Here is a 24,232-nt window from a genome sequence, read left to right as displayed (position 1 = left end):
GCTGGCGTGACACGGCCTTACACCTTGGCGTGTTGCTCGATGTAGCGCCGAACCAGGGCCGTGTCGCAATCCATGATTTCGACTTTTTGCGGCAACGAACCCAGATGCCCCAGATGCGCGGGCGGCTGCGCGGGTTGGCCAATGGCCTCGACGATTGTGTCGTTGAACTTGGCCGGCAAGGCGGTTTCGAGCACCAGCATGGGGATGCCGGCCTCGACAAACGGACGCGCCACCTTGACGCCGTCGGCCGTATGCGGATCGATAATGACGCCGGTGGCCGCGTGGACACTGCGGATGGTAGCCAGACGGTCGGCGTGCGTACTGACGCCGGCCACGAAACCATAACGCGCCTCGAACTGCGACTTCAGACCGGACAAGTCGAACTCGCCCGATTGCGATAATTGCTGCCACAATTGCGCGACGCGCGCGGCATCCTGGCCGACCAGATCGAAAACGAAACGCTCGAAGTTGGAAGCACGCGAAATATCCATGGACGGGCTGGACGTCGCGTGCGTTTGCGCTGCCGAACGCGGACGATAGATGCCGGTGCGGAAAAACTCTTCGAGTACGTTGTTTTCGTTGGTGGCCAGCACCAGACGACGCACCGGCAAACCCATTTCGCGCGCAAGGTGGCCCGAAAGAATATTGCCAAAATTACCGGAGGGCACCGCAAACGAAACCTGTTGGCCCGGGCCGGTGGTGGCACGCAGCCAACCCCAGAAGTAATACACCACCTGAGCGGCGATGCGCGCCCAGTTAATGGAGTTGACGGCGCCCAGGTGATAGCGCGATTTGAAATCGAGGTCGCCGGCCAATGACTTGACGATGTCCTGGCATTCGTCGAACACGCCCTTGACAGCAATATTGTGGATATTGTCGTCTTGCAGCGAATACATTTGGGCGCGCTGGAAATCGCTCATGCGGCCATGCGGCGACAACATGAATACCGACACACCTTTTTTGCCGCGCAGCGCGTACTCGGCGGCCGAACCGGTATCGCCCGAGGTAGCGCCCAGAATATTAAGTGTGCTGTTGCGTTTTGCCAGCACGTATTCAAACACCTGGCCCAAAAACTGCATGGCCATATCTTTGAACGCCAGCGTTGGCCCCTGCGACAAGCCAAGCAGGCTTAAGCCGTTATCGAGCGGCTTGACCGGTACGATGTCGGGTGTGTCGAACACCTGGTTGTTATAAGCGGCGGCAGTAAGCCTGGCAAGATCGGCACGCGGGATGTCGGTGATGAACAAGCCCAGGACTTCGGTCGCCAGCTGCGCATAATTGAGCTCGCGCCAGGCTTCGAGGGTTTCGGACGAAATTTTGGGCAGCGACTCGGGCAAGGCCAGGCCGCCATCCGGGGCCAGACCTTCGAGCAGGATATCGGAAAATTCGAGCGGCGCCATGCCGCCGCGAGTGGAGCGGTATTTCATAGCAGCGACTCGACGCGAAGACGCGTGACGTGGGATTTAACAAATGGCAGCGCCTGAATTTCTTCGAGCGCACGGTTAACGTTACCTTCGCGAGCCTCGTGCGACAAGAAAATAATATCGGCATCGGCCGGGCCGTGAGGCTCTTGGAACATGGACCCGATAGAGATTTGATGATTGGCCAGTACACGGGCCAGATCGGCCAGCACGCCGGGGCGGTCATCGACACGCAGACGCAGGTAATACGACGAAATCACGTCATCCATGGACAAAATGGGGGTATCGGCCATGGCGCCTGGCTGGAAGGCCAGGTGGGGGACGCGATGGCCCGGATCGGCCAGCAGCAAACGGGTAACGTCGACCAGGTCGGCCACTACCGCAGAGGCTGTGGGCAGCTCGCCCGCACCCTGGCCATAGTACAGCGTCGGACCAACCATATCGCCGTTGACCTGAACCGCATTCATGGCGCCTTCGACGCTGGACAGCAGGCGCTCGACCGGAATTAATGTAGGGTGAACGCGCAGCTCGATGCCTTGATCGCAACGGCGGGTAATGCCTAACAACTTGATGCGGTAGCCCAGGCGCTCGGCATGGGCGATGTCTTCTTTGGCCAGACCGGTGATGCCTTCGATGTGAACTTTGCTGAACTGCACCGGAATACCGAAAGCCAGAGACGCCAGCAAGCTGAGCTTGTGTGCCGCATCGACGCCCTCGATATCGAAGGTGGGGTCGGCTTCGGCGTAACCCAGGCGTTGTGCATCGGCCAGGGCTTCGTTGAACGACAGCCCCTTGAAACGCATTTCGGACAAAATATAGTTGGTTGTGCCGTTAATGATGCCGGCCAGCCACTGGATGCGGTTGGCGGTCAGGCCTTCGCGGATGGCCTTGACGATGGGGATGCCCCCGGCGACAGCGGCTTCGAAAGCGACCATCAGGCCTTTGTCGTGTGCAGCGGCAAAGATTTCGTTGCCGTGCTTGGCCAACAAGGCTTTGTTGGCGGTGACCACATGCTTGCCACGGGCAATGGCCTCGTTGACGAGTTCGCGCGCAATGGTGTCGCCCCCGATCAGTTCGACAACAATATCGACCTCCGGGTGACGCACGACTTCGTAGGCGTCGCTGGTCACCAGGACGTTGTCGCCCACCAGTTCACGAACGGTGTCGACATTCAGGGCGCCAACAGCAACAACCTCGATTTTACGACCCGCACGACGTGCGATTTCTTCGGCATTTTGCGCCAGTACCTTGAACGTACCACCGCCGACAACGCCAAAACCCAACAAACCTACTTTTACAGGACTCATTTAATTAACCCGTCTTTGCGAAACATTTCTTTGATGCCGCGCACCGCCTGGCGGATACGCTGCTCGTTTTCGATCAGTGCAAACCGCACGTAATCGTCGCCATACTCGCCAAACCCGACGCCCGGCGACACGGCCACCTTGGCTTGTTCGAGGAGCTTTTTGGAGAACTCGAGCGAACCCAGGGAGCGATAGGCTTCGGGGATACGCGCCCAGATATACATGGAGGCTTTGGGGATATCCACCGGCCAGCCCGCTTCGTGCAGGCCCTTGGCCAGGACGTCGCGGCGCACGCGGTATTGTTCGACCACTTCGTCGACGCAATCTTGCGGACCTTCGAGGGCCGTAATGGCCGCGACCTGAATGGGCGTGAACGTGCCATAGTCGTGATAGCTTTTGATACGCGCCAGCGCATTGACCAGCTCGGCGTTACCCACCATGAACCCGACGCGCCAGCCTGCCATATTGTAGCTTTTGCTCATGGTAAAGAACTCGACGGCAACGTCGCGGGCGCCCGGCACCTGCATGATTGACGGCGCCACGTAGCCATCGAAGCAGATGTCGGCGTAAGCCAGGTCGTGCACGACCAGAATGTTGTGTTCTTTGGCCAAGGCCACAATGCGCTCGAAGAACGAGAGCTCGACACACTGCGCAGTGGGGTTGCTGGGGAAGCCCAGAATCATCATTTTGGGCTTGGGAATCGCCTCTTTGACGGCGCGCTCGATTTCTTCGAAGAAGTCGAGACCCGGCGTCATGGGTACCGAGCGAATGTTTGCACCGGCAATAACCGCGCCATAAATATGGATGGGGTAGCTGGGGTTGGGGACCAGCACGGTGTCGCCCCTGTCGAGGGTGGCCAGCATCAGGTGAGCCAGCCCTTCTTTCGAGCCGATTGTGACAATGGCTTCGGTGTCGGGGTTGATATCAACACCGTACCGACGCCCGTACCAACCCGAAATAGCCTTGCGCAAACGCGGAATGCCTTTGGACACGGAATAGCCGTGAGTATCGGGGCGCGACACGACTTCGACGAGTTTGTCGACGATATGCTTGGGCGTTGAACCGTCGGGGTTGCCCATCGACATATCGATGATGTCCTCGCCACGACGGCGCGCCGCCATCTTGAGCTCGCCCGTAATATTGAAAACATAAGGCGGCAAACGCTCAATGCGAGGAAAATTCGTCATGGTAATTCCTTGGGGTCTACAAGAGGGGGACAAAAGCGAATAACCTATTAGTTTAAACGATAGCCTGCCCCAATAAAAGCAACCGTCAAAGTAATCCTGGCACCCGAAAAATGATGTCCCGGCGCCTGCGCTGCACCCACGCACGATTGCGCTATGATCAAGCCTGAATTCGGGAGTTTTTTACTGTGCAACTACAAGCAGAATCGAATCCGGCGCTTAACACCATTACGGCCTACGGCGACGACTACATCGAAATCAACGCCGTCACGTACAACCATGCGGTGTTTTTCTGGCCGGAAGGCGAAGTCAGGCGCTGGGAGGCATCGGGCGTCAAAGACATTACCGGCGCCCAGCTGATGACGATCGCCGGATTAACCCCGGCCGCAACCAACCCGCTCGACTTTCTGGACGAACCCGAAGGCCGGCAACGCCGCCCGGACAACGCCCCCGAGGTTTTATTGGTGGGCACGGGCCAGCACCAGCATTTTTTGCCGGTGGCCGTTACACGCCCCTTACTGGAACTGGGTATCGGCGTTGAAGCCATGAGCACGCAAGCCGCCGCCCGCACCTACAACATCTTAATGGCCGAAGGCCGCCGCGTTGTCGCCGCCCTTTTGCCTCTGGAGTCACAATGAGTTCTGTCACTATCGGAAACGCTGTTCCTGCATTTACCGCGCAAAGCACGCAAGGTGAAATCACCCAGAACAACTTTTTGAGCCAATGGACGGTTTTGTATTTTTACCCCAAGGACAGCACCCCGGGCTGTACAACCCAGGCGCAAAATTTTCGCGACCAGCTCGAAAACTTCAAAGCCGCCAACTGCCAGATCATTGGCGTCTCACGCGACTCCCTCAAGTCGCACGACAACTTTACCGGCAAGCAATCGCTGCCCTTTGCCCTGGTTTCCGACCCCGACGAAACGCTGTGCACCCTGTTCGACGTCATGAAAATGAAAAACATGTACGGTAAACAGGTACGCGGTGTTGAGCGCAGCACATTTCTGATCGACCCAAAAGGGGTGTTGGTCAAAGAATGGCGTGGTCTGCGCGTACCGGGGCATGTCGACCAGGTATTGCAGGCTGTCACCGAAGCGGCGCGCTAACACCACAACGTCGCCCTGTTTTACATGCCCTAGCCCATTGCCCAGGAGCTCTTAATTTATGCCGCTACCCAAGTTGCCGACCCATCCGGGCACCCTGGTAAAAGTCACCAACGACCTCGATGCCTACGAAATGGCCGAGACCGCTCCCTTGGCCCCGCCGACGACGCCCAAGGCGCGCAAGCAAGCCACGAAGCCTGCCGCCAAAGCACCCGCGTCCAACAGTCACGGGCAGCCGCCCCTGGGCATACCTGCCCCCGAAACGCCTGATGCACCCAGCGTTGCAGTGCGCAACACCGGCAATGGCGCAAATGCCGACACCGCCGTCTCGGCCCGCACGCGCAGCAAAAAGAAGCCACGTCTGGCCATAGAAAAACGCAAACTGTTTGTGCTTGACACCAACGTACTGCTGCACGATCCGAACTCTTTGTTCAAGTTCGAAGAGCACGATATTTTCCTGCCCATGCTGGTGCTCGAAGAGCTTGATCACCAGAAAAAGGGGATGTCTGAGGTCGCCCGGAATGCGCGTCAGGTCAGCCGCTACCTTGACGGGCTGGTCGCCGAAAACAAGAGCCTGGCCAACGGGCTCGTTCTTGACACGCTGGGCAACCAGGAAGCGCTGGGTACCTTGCATTTCCAGACAACAGCGCTGTCGTCCGACCTGCCTATTGCCCTGCCCTCCGGTAAAGCCGACAACGTCATTTTGGGGGTGGTGCACGCCTTGCAGCAACTGCACCCCAAACGCGAAGTCGTTCTCGTCTCAAAAGACATCAACATGCGCCTGAAGGCGTTGTCGTTGGGGCTGCCGGCCGAAGACTACTACAACGACCACGTCATCGACGATTCCGACTTGCTGTACGAAGGGGTCATGCCCTTACCCGAAAACTTTTGGGTTAAACACGGCAAAGATGTCGAATCGTGGCAGCAAGGCGGCACCACCTACTACCGCATCAAAGGGCCGTTGTGCGCACAGCTCATCGTCAACGAGTTCGTCTACCTTGAAGGCGAGCTCCCCCTGTACGCCCAGGTTAAAGAGGTCAGCGGCAAAACGGCCGTGCTGGCCACGCTACGCGATTACAGCCATGGCAAAAACAATGTCTGGGGCATCACCGCCAAAAATCGCGAACAAAACTTTGCCCTGAACCTGCTCATGAACCCCGACTGCGACTTCGTTTCGCTGCTGGGCCAGGCCGGTACGGGCAAAACCTTGCTCGCCCTGGCTGCCGGGCTCACCCAAACACTCGAAACCCGCCGCTACACCGAAATCATCATCACGCGCGCCACAGTGCCGGTGGGCGACGAAATTGGCTTTTTGCCCGGCACCGAAGAAGAAAAAATGCTGCCCTGGATGGGCGCGCTGGAAGACAACCTTGAAGTGCTGCAGCTAGGTGCAAACACCGACGGCGTCAGCAACGGCAACACGCCCGACTGGGGCAAGAACGCCACCATGGAATTAATTCGGTCGCGCATCAAGGTCAAGTCCATGAGCTTCATGCGGGGTCGCACGTTCCTGAACAAGTTCTTGATCATTGACGAGGCGCAGAACCTGACGCCCAAGCAAATGAAAACGCTGGTGACGCGAGCCGGGCCCGGTACAAAAATTGTCTGCCTGGGCAATATTGCCCAAATCGACACGCCCTACCTGACCGAAGGCAGCTCTGGCCTGACCTACGTGGTTGACCGCTTCAAGGGCTGGCCGCACTCGGGCCACATTACCCTGCAACGTGGCGAACGCTCCCGCCTGGCCGATTACGCAAGCGAGGCGTTGTAAAGGCATGGCCACCACCCCAAGCCCGGCCAGCCGCGCCGCACTGCCCATTGGCATCACCATGGGCGATGCGGCCGGCGTCGGGCCGGAAATCATTGCCCGCCTGTTGGGTGAACCCGGCACGCTGCACCCTGCTGTTGTATACGGCGATGCGGGCGTCATGCAAAAAGCGCTTGATTTAACCGGCCTGGGCGCGCGCCTGTCGGTAAAAGCAGTGGCCGATATCACCCATGCCCAGGCGGCCATGAACCCGGGCACCATCGTTGTGGTCAACCGTCACCAGCCGTTGCCCGCTACCCTGCAACCCGGCCAACTTAACGGCGATGCCGGGCGCGCAGCCTACGAATACTTGTGCCAGGCCATAGACAATGCGCTGGCCGGGCATTTGCGGGCCATTGTGACCGCACCACTAAACAAAGCCGCCATGCAGTTGGGGGGCATCGATTACCCCGGGCACACCGAAATCCTGGCCGACCGCACACGCACTCGCCATTACGCCATGATGCTGGCCAACACCGAACTGCGCGTGATCCTGGTCACCATTCACATCCCGCTCGCTCAGGTCAGCCCGGCGTTAAGTATCGACAAAGAGCTGCAAACCATCCGGCTGGCGCACGACGCCTGCAGGCACGCGGGTATCAAACACCCGAAAGTTGCCGTAGCGGGGCTAAACCCTCATGCCGGTGAACAAGGCAAATTTGGCCGTGAAGACATCGACATCATCGAACCGGCGATTGCCGCAGCGCGCGCCGAAGGCATCGATGCCACCGGCCCATGGCCGGGCGACACCATTTTCATGCGCGCACGTCGCGGCGAATTTGATATTGTGGTCGCGCAATACCACGACCAGGGCCTGATACCGGTAAAGTACCTGGGGGTTGACGAAGGGGTAAACGTTACCGTGGGGCTGCCGTTTATCCGCACCAGTGTCGACCACGGCACCGCCTACGACATTGCCGGCAAGGGGTTGGCCGATGCCGGCTCGTTGCGGGCGGCTTTCAATATGGCCATAGCCCTGACGCCCGCTGCCCCGTAACGGCTTACAAGCCCGACGAAAAGTTAAGAAAGCGAGTACTGGCGCCCTGGAACGTAAGACGTACCGTGCCAATAGGCCCGTTACGCTGCTTGCCGATGATGATTTCGGCTGTGCCCTTGTCGGGCGAGTCGGGGTTGTAGACTTCGTCGCGGTAAATAAACAAGATCAAGTCGGCATCTTGTTCAATAGCCCCTGATTCGCGCAAGTCGCTCATGACGGGGCGCTTATTAGGGCGCTGCTCAAGGCTTCGGTTGAGCTGCGACAAAGCAATCAGGGGGCAGTTAAGCTCTTTGGCCAGGCCTTTGAGCGAGCGGCTGATTTCTGAAATTTCGGTCGCGCGGTTTTCACCGGCCGAATTGGCCGACATCAACTGCATATAGTCGATAATGATCAGGCCTAACTGGCCACATTGGCGCGCCAGGCGTCGCGCCCTTGCGCGCACTTCCATAGAACTGAGCGCGGGTGTCTCGTCGATATAAATTTGCGCTTCTTGAACCTGCTGAACCGCGTGAGTAAGGCGTGGCCAGTCTTCGGTGGTCAGCTTGCCGGTACGCATACGGTGCTGGTCGAGCATGCCGACCGAACCCACCATACGCATGGCCAGCTGCACGGCGCCCATTTCCATTGAAAACACGGCAACCGGCAACCCCTGCTCGATAGCGACATGCTCGCCGATGTTCATCGAGAACGATGTTTTACCCATAGACGGGCGGCCCGCAACAATAATAAGATCGCCCGGCTGCAGGCCCGACGTCATGCGGTCGAGGTCTGAAAAACCGGTTGGCACACCGGTAATGTCGGAGCCGCCTTCGCGGTGATAGAGCTCGTCGATGCGCTCGACCACCTGGGTCAGCAATGGCTGGATCTCTTGAAAGCCGGTGGCCCCCCGGGCGCCCTCTTGGGCGATCTGGAAAACACGCGACTCGGCCTCGTCGAGCAACTGGCGGGCTTCTTTGCCTTGCGGGTTGAACGCGGCGGCCGCGATTTCGTCGGCCACCGACACCAGCTTGCGCAACATTGAGCGTTCGCGCACGATTTCGGCGTAGCGGCGAATATTGGCCGCCGACGGCGTGTTGTGCGCCAAAGCGTTCAAATAGGCCAGCCCGCCAACCTCTTCGCCCTTGCCTGCGCTGCTCAGCGACTCGTATACAGTAACGACGTCGGCCGGGCGCGCCAGGCCGATAAGCCGCGTAATGTGCTGCCAGATAATGCGATGATCGAAGCGATAAAAATCATCTTCGCCGACCACGTCGGTAATGCGGTCGAAGGCCGCATTGTCGAGCAGCAAGCCACCCAGCACCGATTGCTCGGCTTCGATAGAGTGAGGCGGCACACGCAAATAATCTAGCTGTGCATCACCCGTAGGACGCGCGATTTCCAAGACAAAAACCCAGTGAGAAACAGAAAAGCAAAAAGCCGGTATGCACCGGCTTTTTGATTGGCAGGCCAAGTACAAACCGAGAGGTCAGAATGTACCATGGCCGGCCCGTACAGACAGCATTGTGTGCGTTGGTTTTAGACCATTTCGCCTGCAACGTTGACTGTGATGTCGACGACCACGTCGGCGTGCAACGCAACCTGGGCGGGGAACTCGCCCACGGCTTTGATGGCGCCGTCGGGCAGGCGAACCTGCGACTTGACCACACCGGCGAAACCGGCTTCTTGCAACGCAGCAGCAATGTCCATGGTGGTTACGGAACCGAACAAACGGCCGTCAACACCCGCTTTTTGGGACATGCCCAGCTGGAAGCCGTTGAGCTTCTCGCCGGTTGCCTGTGCAGCAGCCAGACGCTCAGCCTGCTGCTTTTCGAGTTCGGCGCGACGTGCTTCGAACTCTTTCAGTGCTGTTTCGGTAGCACGGCGAGCGATTTTTTGAGGGATCAGGTAGTTACGGGCGTAGCCGTCACGAACACGAACGACTTCACCGAGGTTACCCAGGTTGCTGACTTTTTCGAGCAGAATGACTTGCATGACGATTAACCTCGGATTAATTGTGGTTGTCGGTGTAAGGCAACAATGCCAGGAAGCGCGCACGCTTGATAGCGGTGTCGAGCTGACGCTGGTAGTGAGCCTTGGTGCCGGTCAGGCGGGCAGGAATGATCTTGCCGTTTTCCTGGATGAAATCACGCAGGGTATCGAGATCTTTGTAGTCGACCTGTTCTACACCAGCAGCTGTGAAGCGGCAAAACTTGCGGCGCTTGAACAGTGGGTTTTGCTGAGTGAACTTGCGTTTTTCTTTGCCTTTTTTGAAGAAAGCCATAATGTGCCTCTTGAGTGCTTGGGCCTGAGGCCCAATCGGTATTAATTATGCATCGAGCCGCTTGTGCGCCCGTGCGAAACGATTTACATCAACGATGCTAGACGGTAGCCAGGGCCCCGCCTGCATGAACGCGTGACGCCTGCTGTATGTGCAACACCAGTTTTGACGCCCCTTTTTTAACCGGGGCCAAAAAACCTTGTACTGCCAATTCAACGCCCAAAGGCGTTTGCGAAACCAGCAAGGCGATATCGCCCAGAGCAACTGCCGGAATGGAAAACTGGATGCGGCGTGCCGCCCCTGCTTCTACCACCTCGGACTCGTGGTGCAATGTCAGTTCGGTGACCGGAACCCCAGCCGGGGTATAACGCAATGGCTTGATTTCAAGCACACTGGCGGTAACAGAAACCTGATTCACCCGCTTGCCTGCGCGCTACGCGCCTTTACTCGGCGTCGGCCGCAGCGTCGTTGCTGGACTTGCGTGCTTCTTCGCGCTCGACAGATTTCATCATGACGGAAGGCGCGGTGTCGGCTTTTTTGGTCTTGATGACCAGATGACGCAGAACGGCATCGTTGTAGCGGAACGAGTGTTCGAGTTCGTCGAGGGTGCTTTGGTTGCACTCGATGTTCATGCACACGTAATGGGCCTTGACCAGCTTCTGGATGGGGTAAGCCAGTTGACGACGACCCCAGTCTTCGAGGCGGTGGATTTTGCCTTCGTTACCTGTAACCAAACCCTGGTAGCGCTCGATCATGGCGGGCACTTGCTCGCTTTGATCGGGGTGCACAATAAACACTACTTCGTAGTGACGCATAAGTGATACTCCTTGTGGATGGCTTTTGTTGCCTGCGATAGCAACAAAAGGGGCAGCCCGCCTGGCCACCGGGTAGTTGCATTAAAATGCGTAAACCCGAAAAGCAAAGTCGAGCAAGAAACCGCTAATAATAGCATGCCCCGGCTTTTACCCGCCAGTAGCAGGCAAAAACCGGGGCATAGCTGTAGGCTTTGTACAACCCGCGCCGTAAAAGCGCAGGCTGCTTAACCTTCTACAACAGCATAAGCCGAGTGGTTATGAATGGACTCGAAGTTTTCGGCTTCGACGCGGAAGCGCTGGACACCTTCGATGCTTTGCAAACGTACTGCCACATCGCGAACCAGGTCTTCGACAAACTTGGGGTTTTCGTAGGCGCGTTCAGTGACAAACTTTTCGTCGCCACGTTTAAGCAAACCCCACAACTCGCAAGAAGCCTGCTGTTCGACACCCTGAATAAGGGCGTTGATATCGATTTGCGTGGGGTTGTCGAATACGACGTCGACAGTAACGTGAGAGCGCTGGTTATGGGCGCCATACTGCGATATGGCCTTTGAACACGGACAAAGACTGGTCACCGGCACCAAAACTCGCAGTTCGAAGAGGACGTCGTCGGCCGTGGCAGTAGCCTTCCAGCTGACTTCGTAGTCCATCAGGCTGGCCACCTGCGATACAGGCGCTACCTTTTCGATGAAGTAAGGAAACCGTGCGCGGATATCACCTTTTTCGGCGTTAAGCAACGGCAGCATGGCCTGCGCCATGTCGCAAAATAATTGCGGTGTCATGGGCGTGCTGCGATGTTGCTCGAGGAGCGCCACAAAACGCGACATGTGTGTGCCTTTCTCGTGGGCAGGCAGCGCCACGGTGAGCTCCCAGTCGGCCACGGTGGGCATTGCCTGACCCCCTGTGCCGGAACTAACAAGCATGGGGTGACGAACACCCCGAACCCCTACGCGCTGAATCGGCATACGGCGCGTATCGGCCGAGCTTTGGACGTCGGGCATGACTGCGGCGGAATCAGTAATAGAGTTCATTATTCAACCTGTATGAAGCCCGGCGACCCGGGACAATAATAAGCAACGCCTATACGTTACCCTGCAGATCAGCCCCCTGTCGAGCATAACCCCTGAGTTCGACAGGTTTTTGACCCAGATTAGCGTGACACCAATTTGTCCTGGACAAAGTCGAATTCTGGAAAGCGTTGTCGAATTGCGTGAACGATACCGTCGGCATCGAGCCCTTGCATTTTGAGCAGCAGGGCCTGATCGCCATGATCGATGAACTCGTCGGGCAACCCAAGCTGCAGCACAGGCACTTGAACGCCTTTGGCGCTGAGATACTCAAGAACTGCACTGCCCGCCCCGCCCATAATGGCGCCTTCTTCGAGGGTGACCAAGGCATCGTGCGACGCGACCAGTTCATCGACCAGGGCATGGTCGAGCGGCTTGACGAAACGCATGTCGGCAACACTGGCGTCGAGTGACTCGGCCGCTTGCAGTGCAGCGGGCACCAGCGTGCCGAAACCCAAAATGGCAATACGGCGCCCTTGACGCAGCAACCGGCCCTTGCCGATCTCGACGGTGTCGAGCGCGCTGCTGACTTCGGCGCCGCAACCGGCCCCGCGCGGGTAACGTACCGACGCCGGCCCGTTGTAGTGATAACAGGTGCTGAGCAACAGCCGCGTCTCGTTTTCGTCGGACGGCGTGGCGATAACCATGTTAGGAATACAGCGCAAAAAGGCGATGTCGTAGTTGCCGGCATGCGTGGCGCCATCGGCCCCAACCAGCCCCGCCCGATCGAGTGCAAACGTAACGTCGAGGTCTTGCAAAGCCACGTCATGAATGAGCTGGTCGTAGCCGCGTTGCAAAAACGTCGAATAAATAGCCACAACGGGCTTGAGCCCCTCGCACGCGACGCCGCCCGCAAACGTGACCGCGTGCTGCTCGGCAATGCCCACATCGAAATAGCGTTCGGGAAACTCGCGATGAAACTCGACCATGCCGCTCCCTTCGCGCATGGCCGGCGTGATGCCGACCAGACGGTCGTCTTGACGCGCCATATCGCACAGCCAACGACCAAAAACCTGCGTAAATGTCTGACGAGCGGGCGCTTTGGACTTTTGAATACCCACCGAAGGGTCGAACTTGCCGGGCCCGTGATACAGCACCGGATCGGCTTCGGCCAGTTTGTAGCCCTGCCCTTTTTTGGTCACCACATGCAAAAACTGCAGGCCGCCCAACTGGCGAAGGTTTTGCAGCGTGGGCAACAAGGCATCGAGGTCGTGACCATCGATGGGGCCGACATAATTGAAACCCAGCTCTTCGAATAAAGTGGCTGGCGAAACCAACCCTTTGGCATGCCCTTCGACACGCCGGGCCAGCTCGAGCACTGGCGGCATGTGCTGCAATACCGCGCGGCCCATGTTTTTTGCCGCCGCATAAAAGCGGCCGGACATCAGACGCGCAAAGTAATGATTAAGCGCGCCCACGGGCGGCGAAATGGACATGTCGTTGTCATTGAGAATGACCAGCACATTGACGCCTGGGGTGACGCCCGCGTTGTTAAGGGCTTCGAAAGCCATGCCCGCCGTCATTGCGCCATCGCCAATAACGGCAATGTGCTGGCGCCCGGATTTGCCCAGGTTGCGAGACGCCACCGCCATACCCAGCACAGCGGAAATTGACGTTGACGAGTGCGCTGTGCCAAAGGCGTCGTACGCCGATTCGCTACGTTTGGGGAACCCCGAAATACCCCCGAAATGGCGCAACTGCGCCATGGCTTCGCGCCGGCCGGTAAGAATCTTGTGCGGATACGATTGATGGCCGACGTCCCAGACGATACGGTCGTCGGGCGTGTTGAACACGTAATGCAAGGCAACGGTCAGTTCGACCGTACCCAGGTTGGATGACAAATGGCCACCGGTTTTGGCTACCGACTGCAAGATGAACGCGCGCAACTGATCGGCGACTTGCGTCAGGGCACGCGGTTCGAGCGTTCGCAAGTCGGCAGGCGAATTGATCTGTTCTAGAACGGGATAAGTCATACGAATAAAAATCCGGCGTCGGGCGCCATTAGGCCCCCTATTTTAGATGAGTTGCCGGGCGCGCCATCGTGAATTAGCGGTCGCGACCCACAATGTAGTCAGCGATCTCGGCCAAACGCTGCCCGGTTGGGCCCAGCGGGCGCAAGGCGGCATGGGCCTCGAGACGCAAAGTTTCGAGGAAGTCGCGCGCGCCGTCGACGCCCAGCAAGGACACATACGTTGGCTTGTTGGCTTGCTGATCTTTGCCCGCCGTTTTACCCAACACTGCGGTGTCGGCGGTGACGTCGAGAATATCGTCGGCCACCTGGAAAGCCAACCCCACGGCTGCTGCGTAGCGTTCGAGACCCTCGCGCGCCGCAGAGCCCGCCCCCACGACAATCCCGCCCAGCAATACACTGGCCTGCAACATGGCACCGGTTTTCATGGTGTGCATGAGCTGCAGCTGATCTTGCGTGAGCGATTGGCCAACCGCCGCGCAATCGATGGCCTGGCCACCGGCCATACCCAGACTGCCCGCCGAGCGCGCTAATAATTCGACCGCCTGCACAACCAGCGCCGGCGCAACCGGCATTTGCGCCAACAGTTCGAAGGCCAGCGGCTGCAAGGCATCGCCGGCCAGCATGGCTGTGGCCTCGTCGAACTGCCGGTGTACCGTGGGCCGCCCGCGACGCAAGTCGTCGTTGTCCATGCAAGGCAGATCGTCGTGCACCAAAGAATAGGCGTGGATAAGCTCGACTGCGGCGGCAGCGTGATCGAGCGCACTGGCCTGCGCCGAAGACAGGTTTGCGCCGGCGCTTAACGAGGCCTCGCCGGCGGCATAGACCAGGGCGGCGCGGATGCGTTTACCACCGCCAAGTACGGCATATCGCATGGCTTCGTGCAGACGCTCGGGCGTTTGATCTGCCTCGGTCATGAACTCGTCGATTACTGTTTCGATATGAGCGGCAGTACTTTTGATCCAGTCGGAGAAAGCCGGTTGCGTCACAGGCATCGGTATTACTCCTCGTCGGGGCCGCGGTCGTCGAGCGGCTTGAGCAAATTACCTTGCAAGACTTTGACCTGCTCATCGGCCTTGTCAAGCAGCTTTTGGCAGATTTTAGAGAGCTCGACGCCGCGTTCGTAGGCCGCCAGCGAGGCCTCGAGCGGCAACTCGCCATTTTCCATTTGCGCCACCAGCGCTTCGAGCTGCGCAAGTGCGGTTTCGAAGTCTTTGGGAAGCGGTTCTGATTTCGGTTTGCGCACACCCGGCGCCGAATCGGCAGATTGATCAGCCATTCTGTGTTTCCTGAATTGAATTAGTGCGATTGTACGAGATGCCGGGTCAAGACGGCCGGACTGGGCTGTAGGTCTTGTTTTTAAAGCAAAAAACTAAGGTACAATGCCCCCTTTAATTTCATCGGCCAGTCCGTTTTTTCTTCGCACCAGCCCCAAAACCGTTATGTATTTGGCTGGTAAGTAACCACGCGGGGGACAAATCATGACCGACATTGGTCGGGAAGCGCAATTCGCGCTGGCACAATCGCAGCTAACGGTCGACAGCTACTTCGACGAAACCATCTTCGCTCGCGAAAAAGCCCGTATTTTCAAAAACTCTGCCCTGTATGTCGGGCACGAAAAACTGGTACCCGAACCCGGCGACTGGTACACGCTTGCCCACGAACACGCCGGTCGCGCCCTGGTTCGTAACACAGCCGGGGTAGAACTGATCTCGAATGTCTGCCGCCACCGCCAGGCCGTCATGTTGGGCTTCGATGCCGCCGACGCCCAAAACCAACCCGCTGCGCATCGTGGCAACCTGCGCGACACGGGCGGCAATATCGTTTGCCCGGTACACCGCTGGACATACAGCAAACAAGGCGAACTTCTGGGCGCACCGCAGTTTCCGAAAACGCCGTGCATGAACCTGCAAAAGTTCACCCTGAAAAACTGCCACGGCCTGCTGTTCGAGGGCCCTCGCAACCCGGCATCTGATATGGCGCCGCTGTTCAGTCGGCCCGAATTCGACTTCGGTGATTACGTGCTCGACCACGTCGAGGTACACGAGTGCAATTACAACTGGAAGACCTTCATCGAGGTTTACCTTGAAGACTATCATGTCGGGCCGTTTCACCCTGGCCTGGGCCGGTTCGTTACCTGCGACGACCTGACCTGGGAGTTTTCTGACTGGTATAGCCTGCAACGAGTCGGCGTACACAATGCATTGGCACAACCAGGCTCCGACACCTACAAACGCTGGCACGACCAGTTGCTGCAGTTTCGGGCAGGCGAGACGCCCGACTTCGGGGCCGTCTGGGTCACGTACTTCCCTACGCACATGATCGAGCTTTATCCGCACGTGGTCGTGCTGTCTACGTTGCATCCGGTCAGCCCGCAAAAAACCGTCAATATCGTCGAGTTTTACTACCCGGAAGAAATCGTCGCTTTCGAGCGCGAATTTGTCGAGGCGCAACGCGCAGCCTACATGGAAACGGCCATTGAAGACGACGAAATTGCCGAACGCATGGACGCCGGCCGGAAAGCATTAATGCTGCGGGGTGTGAATGAAGCCGGACCTTACCAGTCGCCCATGGAAGACGGCATGATGCACTTCCATACCTGGTACCGCCAAATGATGGCGGGCGGCTAACCCGCCAACCACGTTCAGGTGCCCGCCCCGACGGCAACGGGGCGGGATGCATCGCTGCACCACTCGCTCCACGACCCGGGGTATAGGCTCGACCCGCCCAAACCGGCCAATTCCATGGCAAACAGGTTATGACACGCGGTGATCCCAGACCCGCACTGGTGAATGACATGTTCTGCCGGCGTGTTACCCAGTAACTGTTCGAACTCTGCCCGTAATTTGGCTGCGGGCCGGAAACGCCCGTCGGGTTGGCAATTAAGACTATTGGGGCGGTTCAAAGCGCCCGGAATATGCCCGGCCACCGGGTCCATGGGCTCGACCTCGCCACGGAATCGGTTCTCGGCACGTGCGTCGAGCACCACATAGGGCCCCCGACCAATATTAGCCAGCACATCGTCGGCCGAAAATGCAGGCATGGCCGGCGCACCTGCAGCTGACGCCTGCGCGACGGAGCGCTGATCACCGTTTTCCCCCGGGGTTACACCGGCGCGCTGGATTTGTGCTTGCAACGAAGGCGAGACGGCATTGGGCATCTGGGCGGTTTCGAGCGCAAAGCCTGCTGTCAACCATGCAGCCAGACCACCATCAAGGATGGCGACTGGTCGATGCCCCGCCCAACGCAGCATCCACCACAAATGTGCCGCAAAAGCACTGGTACTGCCGTCGTAAACCACCACCTGAACGCCCGGACGCACCCCATGCTTTTGCATCAGCGCCGAGAACGTTTGCAGCGAGGGCAATGGATGACGGCCATTAGTACCGGTTTTGGGCGCCGCCAGGTCTTGCTCGTGGTCGAGAAAAATAGCGCCTGGAATATGCCCTTGCTCGTATTGACGCCGCCCCGCCGAATGATCAGCCAAATCGTGACGGACATCGAACACCACACATTGCCCGGACTCAATCAGGGGTTTCAGGGTTGCGGCGTCTATCAATAGCTCGTGCATAGCATTCCTTTAAGAGGTAGATGGGGTAAACGCGGCCCAGGGGAAATTATCATCGGCAAAATGGTGCTCGCGTCGCAAAAATAAAACGACTGGCCGATAGGGTTATACCGGCCGCCGCCTGCTTTCGGTGTAGGTACGCCATGTCGACAACAAGCCGGCACCAATAACCAGCGCCATGCCAAGCCAGGCCAGTACGTCGGGGTGCTCATCCCAGAATACAACGCCCAGCAGGGTCGCAAAGATAATCGTCGTGTACTGCAAGGCCGCTGTCAACAACGCTTTGCCAGCGCCAAAGGCACGCGTCATGGCCAGTTGCCCCACCAAACCGGACACGCCCAGCCCGATGGCAGCCAGCCAGGCACTCAAGGACAAAGGTTGCCAACCCTGGGCCCACAGCACCGCAAGGCCAGTCAGGCAGACGCAGGCCGAAAAAACCAGTACGGTGCGCCACTCGGGTTCGCCCGCCTGCCCCAGTTGCCGCACCTGCATCATGGCAACTGCCCCCAAAGCCCCCGCACCCAGGCCCATCAGGGCCGCGAAGAACTGTTCGTCGCCAATGCTTGGCCGCAAAATGCCCAGCACCCCCAGAAACCCCATGACAACGGCCGCCGCACGAACAAAGTCGTTGCGCGCGCCGCCCCACACCAGCATATACCCGGTAATAAACAACGGAGAAGTGTAGTTAAGGCTGACCGCGGTGGGCAACGGCAAATGAGACAGGGCGTAAAAGCCCATCCACATGGCGGTAATGCCGGAAAGATTACGCCACAGATGCAGCTTTGGGCTTTTGGGCCAGACCCGCCGGTGCGTCGAGATAGCCCAGACGAGCAGTAACACCACAGAAGGTACGCCACGAAACAATACAATCTGGGGAAGCGATACGCCCAGTTCCGCGGCTACCTTGATGCATGCCCCCATAATTGCAAACATGGCACAAGCCAGAATCATCCATAAAGACTGCATGATGGCGCGGTATAGTTCCGGTAATACATTAAAGGCGATACTATACAGCCGCCCGGAAAAAATTATTTTCAGGAAATTTTCAGTTTTAAATGCCCGACACTGTTGATATACGGAACTTGGCCCTTATATGGAACGTCAAAATCCACATCGCGGTGTCACTTTCCAATCCTGCAGGATATCCACCCTATGAAACGAATTTTCCTTTTCTTGCTCACCAATATCGCCGTCATGGTCGTGCTGAGCATCACCATGAATGTGTTGGGTGTGGGGCGTTACCTGACGACCCAGGGCCTGGACCTGACCCAACTGCTGATTTTTTCGGCACTGGTGGGTTTTACCGGCTCGTTCATTTCGCTGTTGCTAAGTAAATGGATGGCCAAGCAAAGCACTGGCGCGCGGGTCATCAACCCGCAGGCACCGGCCAATGCCCGCGAAGCCTGGCTGGTCGATACCGTGCATCAGTTGGCCGACCGCGCCGGCATTGGCCATCCCGAAGTCGCCATTTACGATGGCCCGCCCAATGCATTTGCCACTGGCGCATTCAAAAATGACGCTCTGGTGGCCGTCTCGACAGGCCTGCTTGATAGCATGACCGAAGAAGAAGTGGCTGCCGTGCTGGGCCACGAAGTGGCGCACATTGCCAACGGCGACATGATCACCCTGACGCTCATTCAGGGCGTCGTCAATACGTTTGTGGTGTTCCTGGCGCGGGTGGTCGGCTACTTCGTCGACCGCGTCGTGCTGAAAAACGACCGCGATATCGGTATGGGCTACTACGCGACCGTGATTGTGTGCGAAATTGTGTTTGGCTTGCTGGCATCTATTATTGTGGCGTGGTTCTCGCGCCAGCGCGAATATCGCGCCGATGCGGGCAGCGCCAAACTTATGGGTGCACGCGAGCCCATGGTAAGAGCGTTGGCGCGTTTGGGCGGCCTTGAGCCCGGCGAATTGCCCAAGTCCTTCGAAGCATCGGGCATTTCGGGCGGCGCCGGTATTGCAGCGCTGTTCTCGACCCACCCGCCTATCGAAGACCGTATTCGTGCTTTGCGCAGCGCTCAAACGCTTTAAGCACCAAAAATAACGCCAAGCAAAAAAGCACCCATAAAAACACCCCGAAGGTTGGCACGCAAGCCAGCGTTCGGGGTGTTTTTAATTGTCTGTCGAAACCCGGCACAAGAGACACAGCACGGGGTTGACTACCTGAAATGAACTGCAGGGCGGGCCACCGCGGCAAACGTGCCCCCGACGGCGACTGCGAGCCCCCTACTTACAAATACGTGTCGAACCAGGCCAGCGTGCGTTGCCAGGCGTCTTTGGCATCGGGCTCGTTGTAACTGCCCCGGTAGTCGGAATAAAACGCATGGTTCGATTCGGGGTAGACGATGATCTTCGACGCGCGGGCTTGCTCGTTACCCTGGGCCAGCGCGGCCTGCATGCGCTCGACATCGGCCAGCGGAATGCCGGCATCTTGCCCGCCATACAAACCCAGCACAGGGGCTTTCAGAGTACTAGCCACATCGATGGGGTTACGCTTTTGCAACGGGCCATGACCCACCACCAACTTGCCATACCATGCGGCGCCCACACGACACGCCGGGTTGTGCTCGGCGTACATCCAGGTAATGCGCCCGCCCCAGCAAAAACCGGTCACTGCCAGACGCTCGGTGTCGCCACCCTGCTCACGCACCCAGGCAACGCTGGCATCGAGGTCGGCCATGACCTGCTCGTCGGAAGCCTTTGACACGATTTCCTTGATCAGGGTCGGCACGTCGGTGTACTGGTTGCAGTCACCCTGGCGCTCGAAAAGATTAACCGCGACTGCAAAGTAGCCTTCTTTGGCAAAACGGCGACACACATCGCGAATATGCTCGTGCAGCCCGAATACCTCCTGGATGACCAGCACCACCGGTGCCCCCTGCTTGCCGTCGGGCCTGGCGTAGTAAGCCGTAATGGTGCCGTCGAAGGTAGGCATCTGAAACTCGCCACAGGCCAGCCCCGCACCGTCGGTGTAAATTGTGGTGGGCGCAGCGCCCGTGATGGGTGAAAATGCCATTGTTCCTCCTGTTCAGATTCTGTTTACAAAACTTGTGCGCTACAAATTAACTTGTACCCTGCAGGTTAGTGCGCCTGTTCCCAATTTGGGCCTACGCCCACTTCGGCCACCAAAGGTACGGCCAGCTGGGCAACATTGCACATCAGGCCGGGCAACTGCGACACCAATACATCGACCTCGTTTTCGGGCACTTCAAACACCAGTTCGTCGTGTACTTGCATGACCATCAACGTCGCCAGTTTTTCGGCGACGATCCAGCGCTGCACCGCAACCATCGCCTTTTTAATCAAGTCGGCGGCCGTGCCCTGCATCGGGGCGTTAATAGCCGCGCGTTCGGCGCCAGCACGACGGGGGCCCTTAGACCCTTTGATATCGGGCAGCCAAAGTCGACGGCCGAAAACAGTTTCAACATAACCCTGCTCGTGTGCCTTGGCGCGGGTCTCTTCCATGTAACGCGCCACCCCCGGGTAACGCGAAAAATAACGGTCGATATACGATTTGGCGGCGTCACGCGTAATACCCAGGGCGCTGGCCAGACCAAACTCGCCCATGCCGTAGATCAGGCCGAAATTAATGGCTTTGGCCGAACGGCGTTGATCGGCAGTGACGGCGTCGAGCGCCACGTTGAAAATTTCGGCGGCCGTGGCCCGGTGGATGTCTTGCCCTTCGGCGAAAGCCTTTTGAAGCCCTTCGTCGCCCGACACATGCGCCATGACGCGCAGCTCGATTTGAGAATAATCGGCAGACACAATTTTGCCCTGGCCGGCGACAAAAGCCGTTCGAACGCGTCGGCCTTCGGCGGTGCGGACGGGAATGTTCTGCAAGTTGGGATCGGACGACGCCAGGCGACCAGTGATGACAGCTGCCTGCGAATAGCGCGTATGCACGCGGCCGGTGGCCGGATTGATCATTTTGGGCAGCTTGTCGGTGTAGGTTGACTTAAGCTTGGCCAGACCACGATACTCAAGCAATACCTGCGGCAGGGGGTAGTCTTGCGCAAGCTTGGTCAATACATCTTCGTCGGTAGACGGCGCGCCGCTGGCGGTTTTACGCACCACCGGAAGCTGCATGCGGTCGAAAAGAATTTCTCCCAACTGCTTGGGAGAGTTCAGGTTAAACGGCTGGCCGGCCAGCTCGTGGGCCTTGGCCTCGAGTGTTTGCAGTTGCAGCCCAATTTCGTGACTTTGACGCGCCAACACATCGGCATCAATTTTCACGCCATTGCGCTCAATGGTGGTCAAGACGTCGGAAACCTCGACCTCCAAACGGTAAATATCATCTAAATGCCCTTCGGCCGACACCTTGGGCCGTAGCGCCTGGTGCAACTGCCAGGTAAAGTCGGCATCTTCAGAGCCATAAAACGAGGCCTTCTCGACCTCGACCTCGTCGAACCCGATTTGCTTGGCGCCCTTGCCGCACAGCGACTCGTAGCTGACGCCTTGACGCCCCAGCCACCGCTCGGCCAGCTCTTGCAAATTAACGCGACGATGAGACTCGAGTACATAAGCCTGAAGCATGGTGTCTTCGGCAATACCCGCCACCCGAATACCATGATTCATGAAAACATGCGCGTCGTATTTTGCGTTGTGCAACAACTTGACGGCCGCCGCATCTTCAAGCCACGGGCGCAAACGCTCCAGCACCTCGGGGCGTGACAATTGTTCGACGTGGTCGGGTCCGCGGTGGGCTACCGGTATATAACACGCCTTACCTGCCGCAACCGCAAAAGAGATGCCCACCATTTTCGCCTGCATGGGGTCAAGCGAAGTAGTTTCGGTATCGACTGCAACCACATCAGCCTGCTTGATCAGATCGAGCCAGGTATCGAATGTTTTCCAGTCGAGCACGGTATCGTAATCGGCATCGACCGGCGCAGGTGGCGGGTCGGCGGCCACACGGCTGTCTTGCGCGGGCACCCGCTCTTCGTCGCCGGTAAGTTCACGCAGCCACGTACGAAAGCCGAATTCATCGTACAGGCGCACCAACGTTTCGGTGTCTTGTGGCTTGGGCGTCAGGTCGGACAAATCGTTGGACAAGAACGGAATATCGCAATCGACCTTGACCGTAATAAGTTGACGCGTCATATCGAAATTTGGAATGGCCTCGCGCAAATTATTGCCCGCCACGCCTTTGATTTTGTCGGCATTGCGCACCAGTTCGTCGACCGAACCGTACTCGTTCAGCCACTTGGCGGCGGTCTTGGGCCCGACCTTGTTAACGCCCGGTATGTTGTCGACGGCGTCGCCGGTCAGCATCAGGAAGTCGATGATCTGGTCGGGCCTGACCCCGAACTTGTCGATGACACCCGCAATATCCTGGCGCCCGCCATTCATGGTGTTGACGAGTTCGACGTGTTCGTTAACCAGTTGAGCCAGGTCTTTATCGCCCGTGGAAATGATGGTGTGCACCCCCAGACCCGTAGCGCGATGGGCCAAGGTGCCAATGATGTCGTCGGCCTCTACCCCTGAAACCGACAGCACGGGCCAGCCCAGGGCCGCCACGGCCTGATGGATAGGTTCGATTTGCGACGCCAGGTCGTCGGGCATGGACGGGCGGTGGCCTTTATATTCGGGGTAGATATCGTCGCGGAAGGTGCCGCCCTTGGCATCGAAAATACAGGCCATGTAATCTGCCTTGTAATCTTGCGGTAGCCTACGTAACATTGAGATGACACCATAGAGGGCTCCGGTTGGCTGACCTTTGGCGTTACGCAAATCGGGCAGCGCGTGAAACGCTCTGTACAGATAACTGGAACCATCAACAAGCAACAAGGTTTTTTTCATGAGTAGCAATAAATTTGTTCGTACGCCGGTCGACCGGCAGATCCCTGTGATTATGTCAGAGATGCAGACGGCTGCCGACATGCTTCAGGAAATTGGCTGGGGCGTCAGCGTTTTTGGCAGTGCACGTATTAAACCAGAATCCCCCTACTACGCCCTGGCCGAGGCCATTGGCACCCGCCTGGCCAAGGCCGGGCTGCCCGTTATCGCCGGCGGGGGCCCCGGCATCATGGAGGCGGCCAACAAAGGGGCTTTCAATGCGGGCGGCCACAGCATCGGGTTAAATATCAAACTGCCCCACGAAACCAAAAACAACGTGTTCCAAACCCACAGCCTCAGTTTCGAATATTTCTATTCGCGCAAAGCCACATTCTTCATGCACAGCGCGGCCTATATTGCCCTGCCTGGCGGGTTTGGCACCCTCGACGAACTCTTCGAGGTCCTGACGCTTATTCAAACCGGTAAAGTACCTGCGGCGCCAGTCATTTTGATGGGGGTCGATTACTGGGGCGGCCTGATCGACTGGATCAAGGCCACGTTAAGTACCCAACACCTTATCGGCCCCAACGATATTGCCCTGATGACCCTGACCGACGATGTCGACGTCGCCATGCAGCAAATTGAAACCTTCCTGGCCGACCGGGCCGACGAACTCGGGTACGCCGCCATCATCCCCGAATAACGCGCGGAGCGCCCTGCTACAAGCAAATAAAGGCATCACGGGTCAAGTTGTTATGCCATCTCGTCGGATGGCATTCCCCGACTCAACCTTACGCCCCAGCCCTTCAGCTGTTTACAAAAAAGGCCGCCCATGGGCGGCCTTTCAGATTGCTGACAAACCCTCGCGTAAAACCGAGGGTTTGTTCATAATGGGGCATGCTAAAAGAACCTACTGCCTATCAGCATGAGCTTGAGATGGTGACGCTGGAATCGCTGGTTCCT

General features: G+C 58.1%; 23 protein-coding genes. 7 read left to right on the top strand and 16 right to left on the bottom strand.

Annotation, left to right across the window (positions count from 1 at the left end; translation table 11 throughout):
• Nucleotides 1-17 precede the first annotated feature (17 nt).
• The 3 genes from thrC to alaC are packed head-to-tail and all read right to left on the bottom strand — an operon-like array spanning nucleotide 18 to nucleotide 3,912.
• On the bottom strand, nucleotides 18-1,427 hold the full coding sequence (gene thrC / locus GTU67_RS13025; protein WP_185780494.1) for a threonine synthase: 1,410 nt from the start codon (nucleotides 1,425-1,427) through the stop codon (nucleotides 18-20).
• Nucleotides 1,424-2,728: a homoserine dehydrogenase gene (locus GTU67_RS13020; protein WP_185780493.1), complete on the bottom strand. Its 1,305-nt coding sequence runs from the start codon at nucleotides 2,726-2,728 to the stop codon at nucleotides 1,424-1,426. Before GTU67_RS13020 ends, thrC begins: the two co-directional genes overlap by 4 nt.
• Nucleotides 2,725-3,912: an alanine transaminase gene (gene alaC, locus GTU67_RS13015; RefSeq protein WP_185780492.1), complete on the bottom strand. Its 1,188-nt coding sequence runs from the start codon at nucleotides 3,910-3,912 to the stop codon at nucleotides 2,725-2,727. Before alaC ends, GTU67_RS13020 begins: the two co-directional genes overlap by 4 nt.
• A 185-nt stretch (nucleotides 3,913-4,097) precedes the next feature.
• Here alaC and GTU67_RS13010 point away from each other — a divergent pair, with 185 nt between their 5' ends.
• The 4 genes from GTU67_RS13010 to pdxA are packed head-to-tail and all read left to right on the top strand — an operon-like array spanning nucleotide 4,098 to nucleotide 7,815.
• A complete protein-coding gene (locus GTU67_RS13010; protein WP_185780491.1) occupies nucleotides 4,098-4,547 on the top strand; it encodes an MTH938/NDUFAF3 family protein in 450 nt (149 codons plus the stop codon).
• On the top strand, nucleotides 4,544-5,014 hold the full coding sequence (locus tag GTU67_RS13005; protein ID WP_185780490.1) for a peroxiredoxin: 471 nt from the start codon (nucleotides 4,544-4,546) through the stop codon (nucleotides 5,012-5,014). The genes GTU67_RS13010 and GTU67_RS13005 overlap by 4 nt, the downstream gene beginning before the upstream one ends.
• 58 nt (nucleotides 5,015-5,072) lie before the next feature.
• Nucleotides 5,073-6,782: a PhoH family protein gene (locus tag GTU67_RS13000; RefSeq protein ID WP_185780489.1), complete on the top strand. Its 1,710-nt coding sequence runs from the start codon at nucleotides 5,073-5,075 to the stop codon at nucleotides 6,780-6,782.
• A gap of 4 nt (nucleotides 6,783-6,786) precedes the next feature.
• Complete coding sequence (gene pdxA, locus GTU67_RS12995) at nucleotides 6,787-7,815, top strand: 4-hydroxythreonine-4-phosphate dehydrogenase PdxA (RefSeq protein ID WP_185780488.1); 1,029 nt, start codon at nucleotides 6,787-6,789, stop codon at nucleotides 7,813-7,815.
• Between the two features lie 4 nt (nucleotides 7,816-7,819).
• Here the strand turns inward: pdxA and GTU67_RS12990 are convergent, their stop codons facing one another.
• The 9 genes from GTU67_RS12990 to GTU67_RS12950 form a co-directional block, all read right to left on the bottom strand.
• On the bottom strand, nucleotides 7,820-9,190 hold the full coding sequence (locus tag GTU67_RS12990) for a replicative DNA helicase (protein ID WP_185780525.1): 1,371 nt from the start codon (nucleotides 9,188-9,190) through the stop codon (nucleotides 7,820-7,822).
• 140 nt (nucleotides 9,191-9,330) lie between these two features.
• Nucleotides 9,331-9,786: a 50S ribosomal protein L9 gene (gene rplI / locus GTU67_RS12985; RefSeq protein ID WP_185780487.1), complete on the bottom strand. Its 456-nt coding sequence runs from the start codon at nucleotides 9,784-9,786 to the stop codon at nucleotides 9,331-9,333.
• Between the two features lie 16 nt (nucleotides 9,787-9,802).
• On the bottom strand, nucleotides 9,803-10,075 hold the full coding sequence (gene rpsR / locus GTU67_RS12980; RefSeq protein ID WP_185780486.1) for a 30S ribosomal protein S18: 273 nt from the start codon (nucleotides 10,073-10,075) through the stop codon (nucleotides 9,803-9,805).
• Nucleotides 10,076-10,172: 97 nt separating this feature from the next.
• Complete coding sequence (gene priB / locus GTU67_RS12975; protein WP_185780485.1) at nucleotides 10,173-10,490, bottom strand: primosomal replication protein N; 318 nt, start codon at nucleotides 10,488-10,490, stop codon at nucleotides 10,173-10,175.
• A 25-nt stretch (nucleotides 10,491-10,515) separates the two neighbouring features.
• Entirely contained in the window at nucleotides 10,516-10,887 is a 372-nt protein-coding gene (gene rpsF / locus GTU67_RS12970; RefSeq protein WP_093970783.1) for a 30S ribosomal protein S6, read from the bottom strand.
• Between the two features lie 224 nt (nucleotides 10,888-11,111).
• Nucleotides 11,112-11,918 (bottom strand): GTP cyclohydrolase FolE2, encoded by an 807-nt coding sequence (gene folE2, locus GTU67_RS12965; RefSeq protein WP_185780484.1) that lies wholly within the window; start codon nucleotides 11,916-11,918, stop codon nucleotides 11,112-11,114.
• A gap of 119 nt (nucleotides 11,919-12,037) precedes the next feature.
• Nucleotides 12,038-13,927 (bottom strand): 1-deoxy-D-xylulose-5-phosphate synthase, encoded by a 1,890-nt coding sequence (gene dxs, locus GTU67_RS12960; protein ID WP_185780483.1) that lies wholly within the window; start codon nucleotides 13,925-13,927, stop codon nucleotides 12,038-12,040.
• Between the two features lie 73 nt (nucleotides 13,928-14,000).
• A complete protein-coding gene (locus tag GTU67_RS12955) occupies nucleotides 14,001-14,918 on the bottom strand; it encodes a polyprenyl synthetase family protein (protein WP_185780482.1) in 918 nt (305 codons plus the stop codon).
• A gap of 5 nt (nucleotides 14,919-14,923) precedes the next feature.
• Nucleotides 14,924-15,202, bottom strand: a complete 279-nt coding sequence (locus GTU67_RS12950; RefSeq protein ID WP_093970779.1) for an exodeoxyribonuclease VII small subunit — start codon at nucleotides 15,200-15,202, stop codon at nucleotides 14,924-14,926.
• 202 nt (nucleotides 15,203-15,404) lie between these two features.
• On the opposite strand from GTU67_RS12950, the gene GTU67_RS12945 reads away from it, so the two are divergent.
• Complete coding sequence (locus tag GTU67_RS12945; protein ID WP_185780481.1) at nucleotides 15,405-16,553, top strand: aromatic ring-hydroxylating oxygenase subunit alpha; 1,149 nt, start codon at nucleotides 15,405-15,407, stop codon at nucleotides 16,551-16,553.
• A 14-nt stretch (nucleotides 16,554-16,567) separates the two neighbouring features.
• Here the strand turns inward: GTU67_RS12945 and GTU67_RS12940 are convergent, their stop codons facing one another.
• Nucleotides 16,568-17,494, bottom strand: a complete 927-nt coding sequence (locus GTU67_RS12940; protein ID WP_185780480.1) for a sulfurtransferase — start codon at nucleotides 17,492-17,494, stop codon at nucleotides 16,568-16,570.
• 102 nt (nucleotides 17,495-17,596) lie between these two features.
• Nucleotides 17,597-18,457, bottom strand: a complete 861-nt coding sequence (locus GTU67_RS12935; RefSeq protein WP_185780479.1) for a DMT family transporter — start codon at nucleotides 18,455-18,457, stop codon at nucleotides 17,597-17,599.
• Nucleotides 18,458-18,643: 186 nt separating this feature from the next.
• On the opposite strand from GTU67_RS12935, the gene htpX reads away from it, so the two are divergent.
• The gene (htpX, locus tag GTU67_RS12930) at nucleotides 18,644-19,525 is read left to right on the top strand and encodes a protease HtpX (RefSeq protein WP_185780478.1); all 882 of its coding nucleotides are present in this window, start codon (nucleotides 18,644-18,646) and stop codon (nucleotides 19,523-19,525) included.
• A 199-nt stretch (nucleotides 19,526-19,724) separates the two neighbouring features.
• Here the strand turns inward: htpX and GTU67_RS12925 are convergent, their stop codons facing one another.
• Nucleotides 19,725-20,510: a dienelactone hydrolase family protein gene (locus GTU67_RS12925; RefSeq protein ID WP_185780477.1), complete on the bottom strand. Its 786-nt coding sequence runs from the start codon at nucleotides 20,508-20,510 to the stop codon at nucleotides 19,725-19,727.
• Nucleotides 20,511-20,575: 65 nt separating this feature from the next.
• A complete protein-coding gene (gene polA, locus GTU67_RS12920) occupies nucleotides 20,576-23,293 on the bottom strand; it encodes a DNA polymerase I (protein ID WP_185780476.1) in 2,718 nt (905 codons plus the stop codon).
• On the opposite strand from polA, the gene GTU67_RS12915 reads away from it, so the two are divergent.
• On the top strand, nucleotides 23,292-23,972 hold the full coding sequence (locus GTU67_RS12915; protein WP_488153843.1) for an LOG family protein: 681 nt from the start codon (nucleotides 23,292-23,294) through the stop codon (nucleotides 23,970-23,972). The genes polA and GTU67_RS12915 overlap by 2 nt on opposite strands.
• Nucleotides 23,973-24,232 lie beyond the last annotated feature (260 nt).

Origin of the sequence: Pusillimonas minor (assembly GCF_014237865.1) — a bacterium.
In the GTDB taxonomy this organism is placed as follows: domain Bacteria; phylum Pseudomonadota; class Gammaproteobacteria; order Burkholderiales; family Burkholderiaceae_B; genus Neopusillimonas; species Neopusillimonas minor.
The sequence above is the reverse complement of the archived record's forward strand: the minus strand, read 5'-3'. Positions and strand labels throughout refer to the sequence as shown.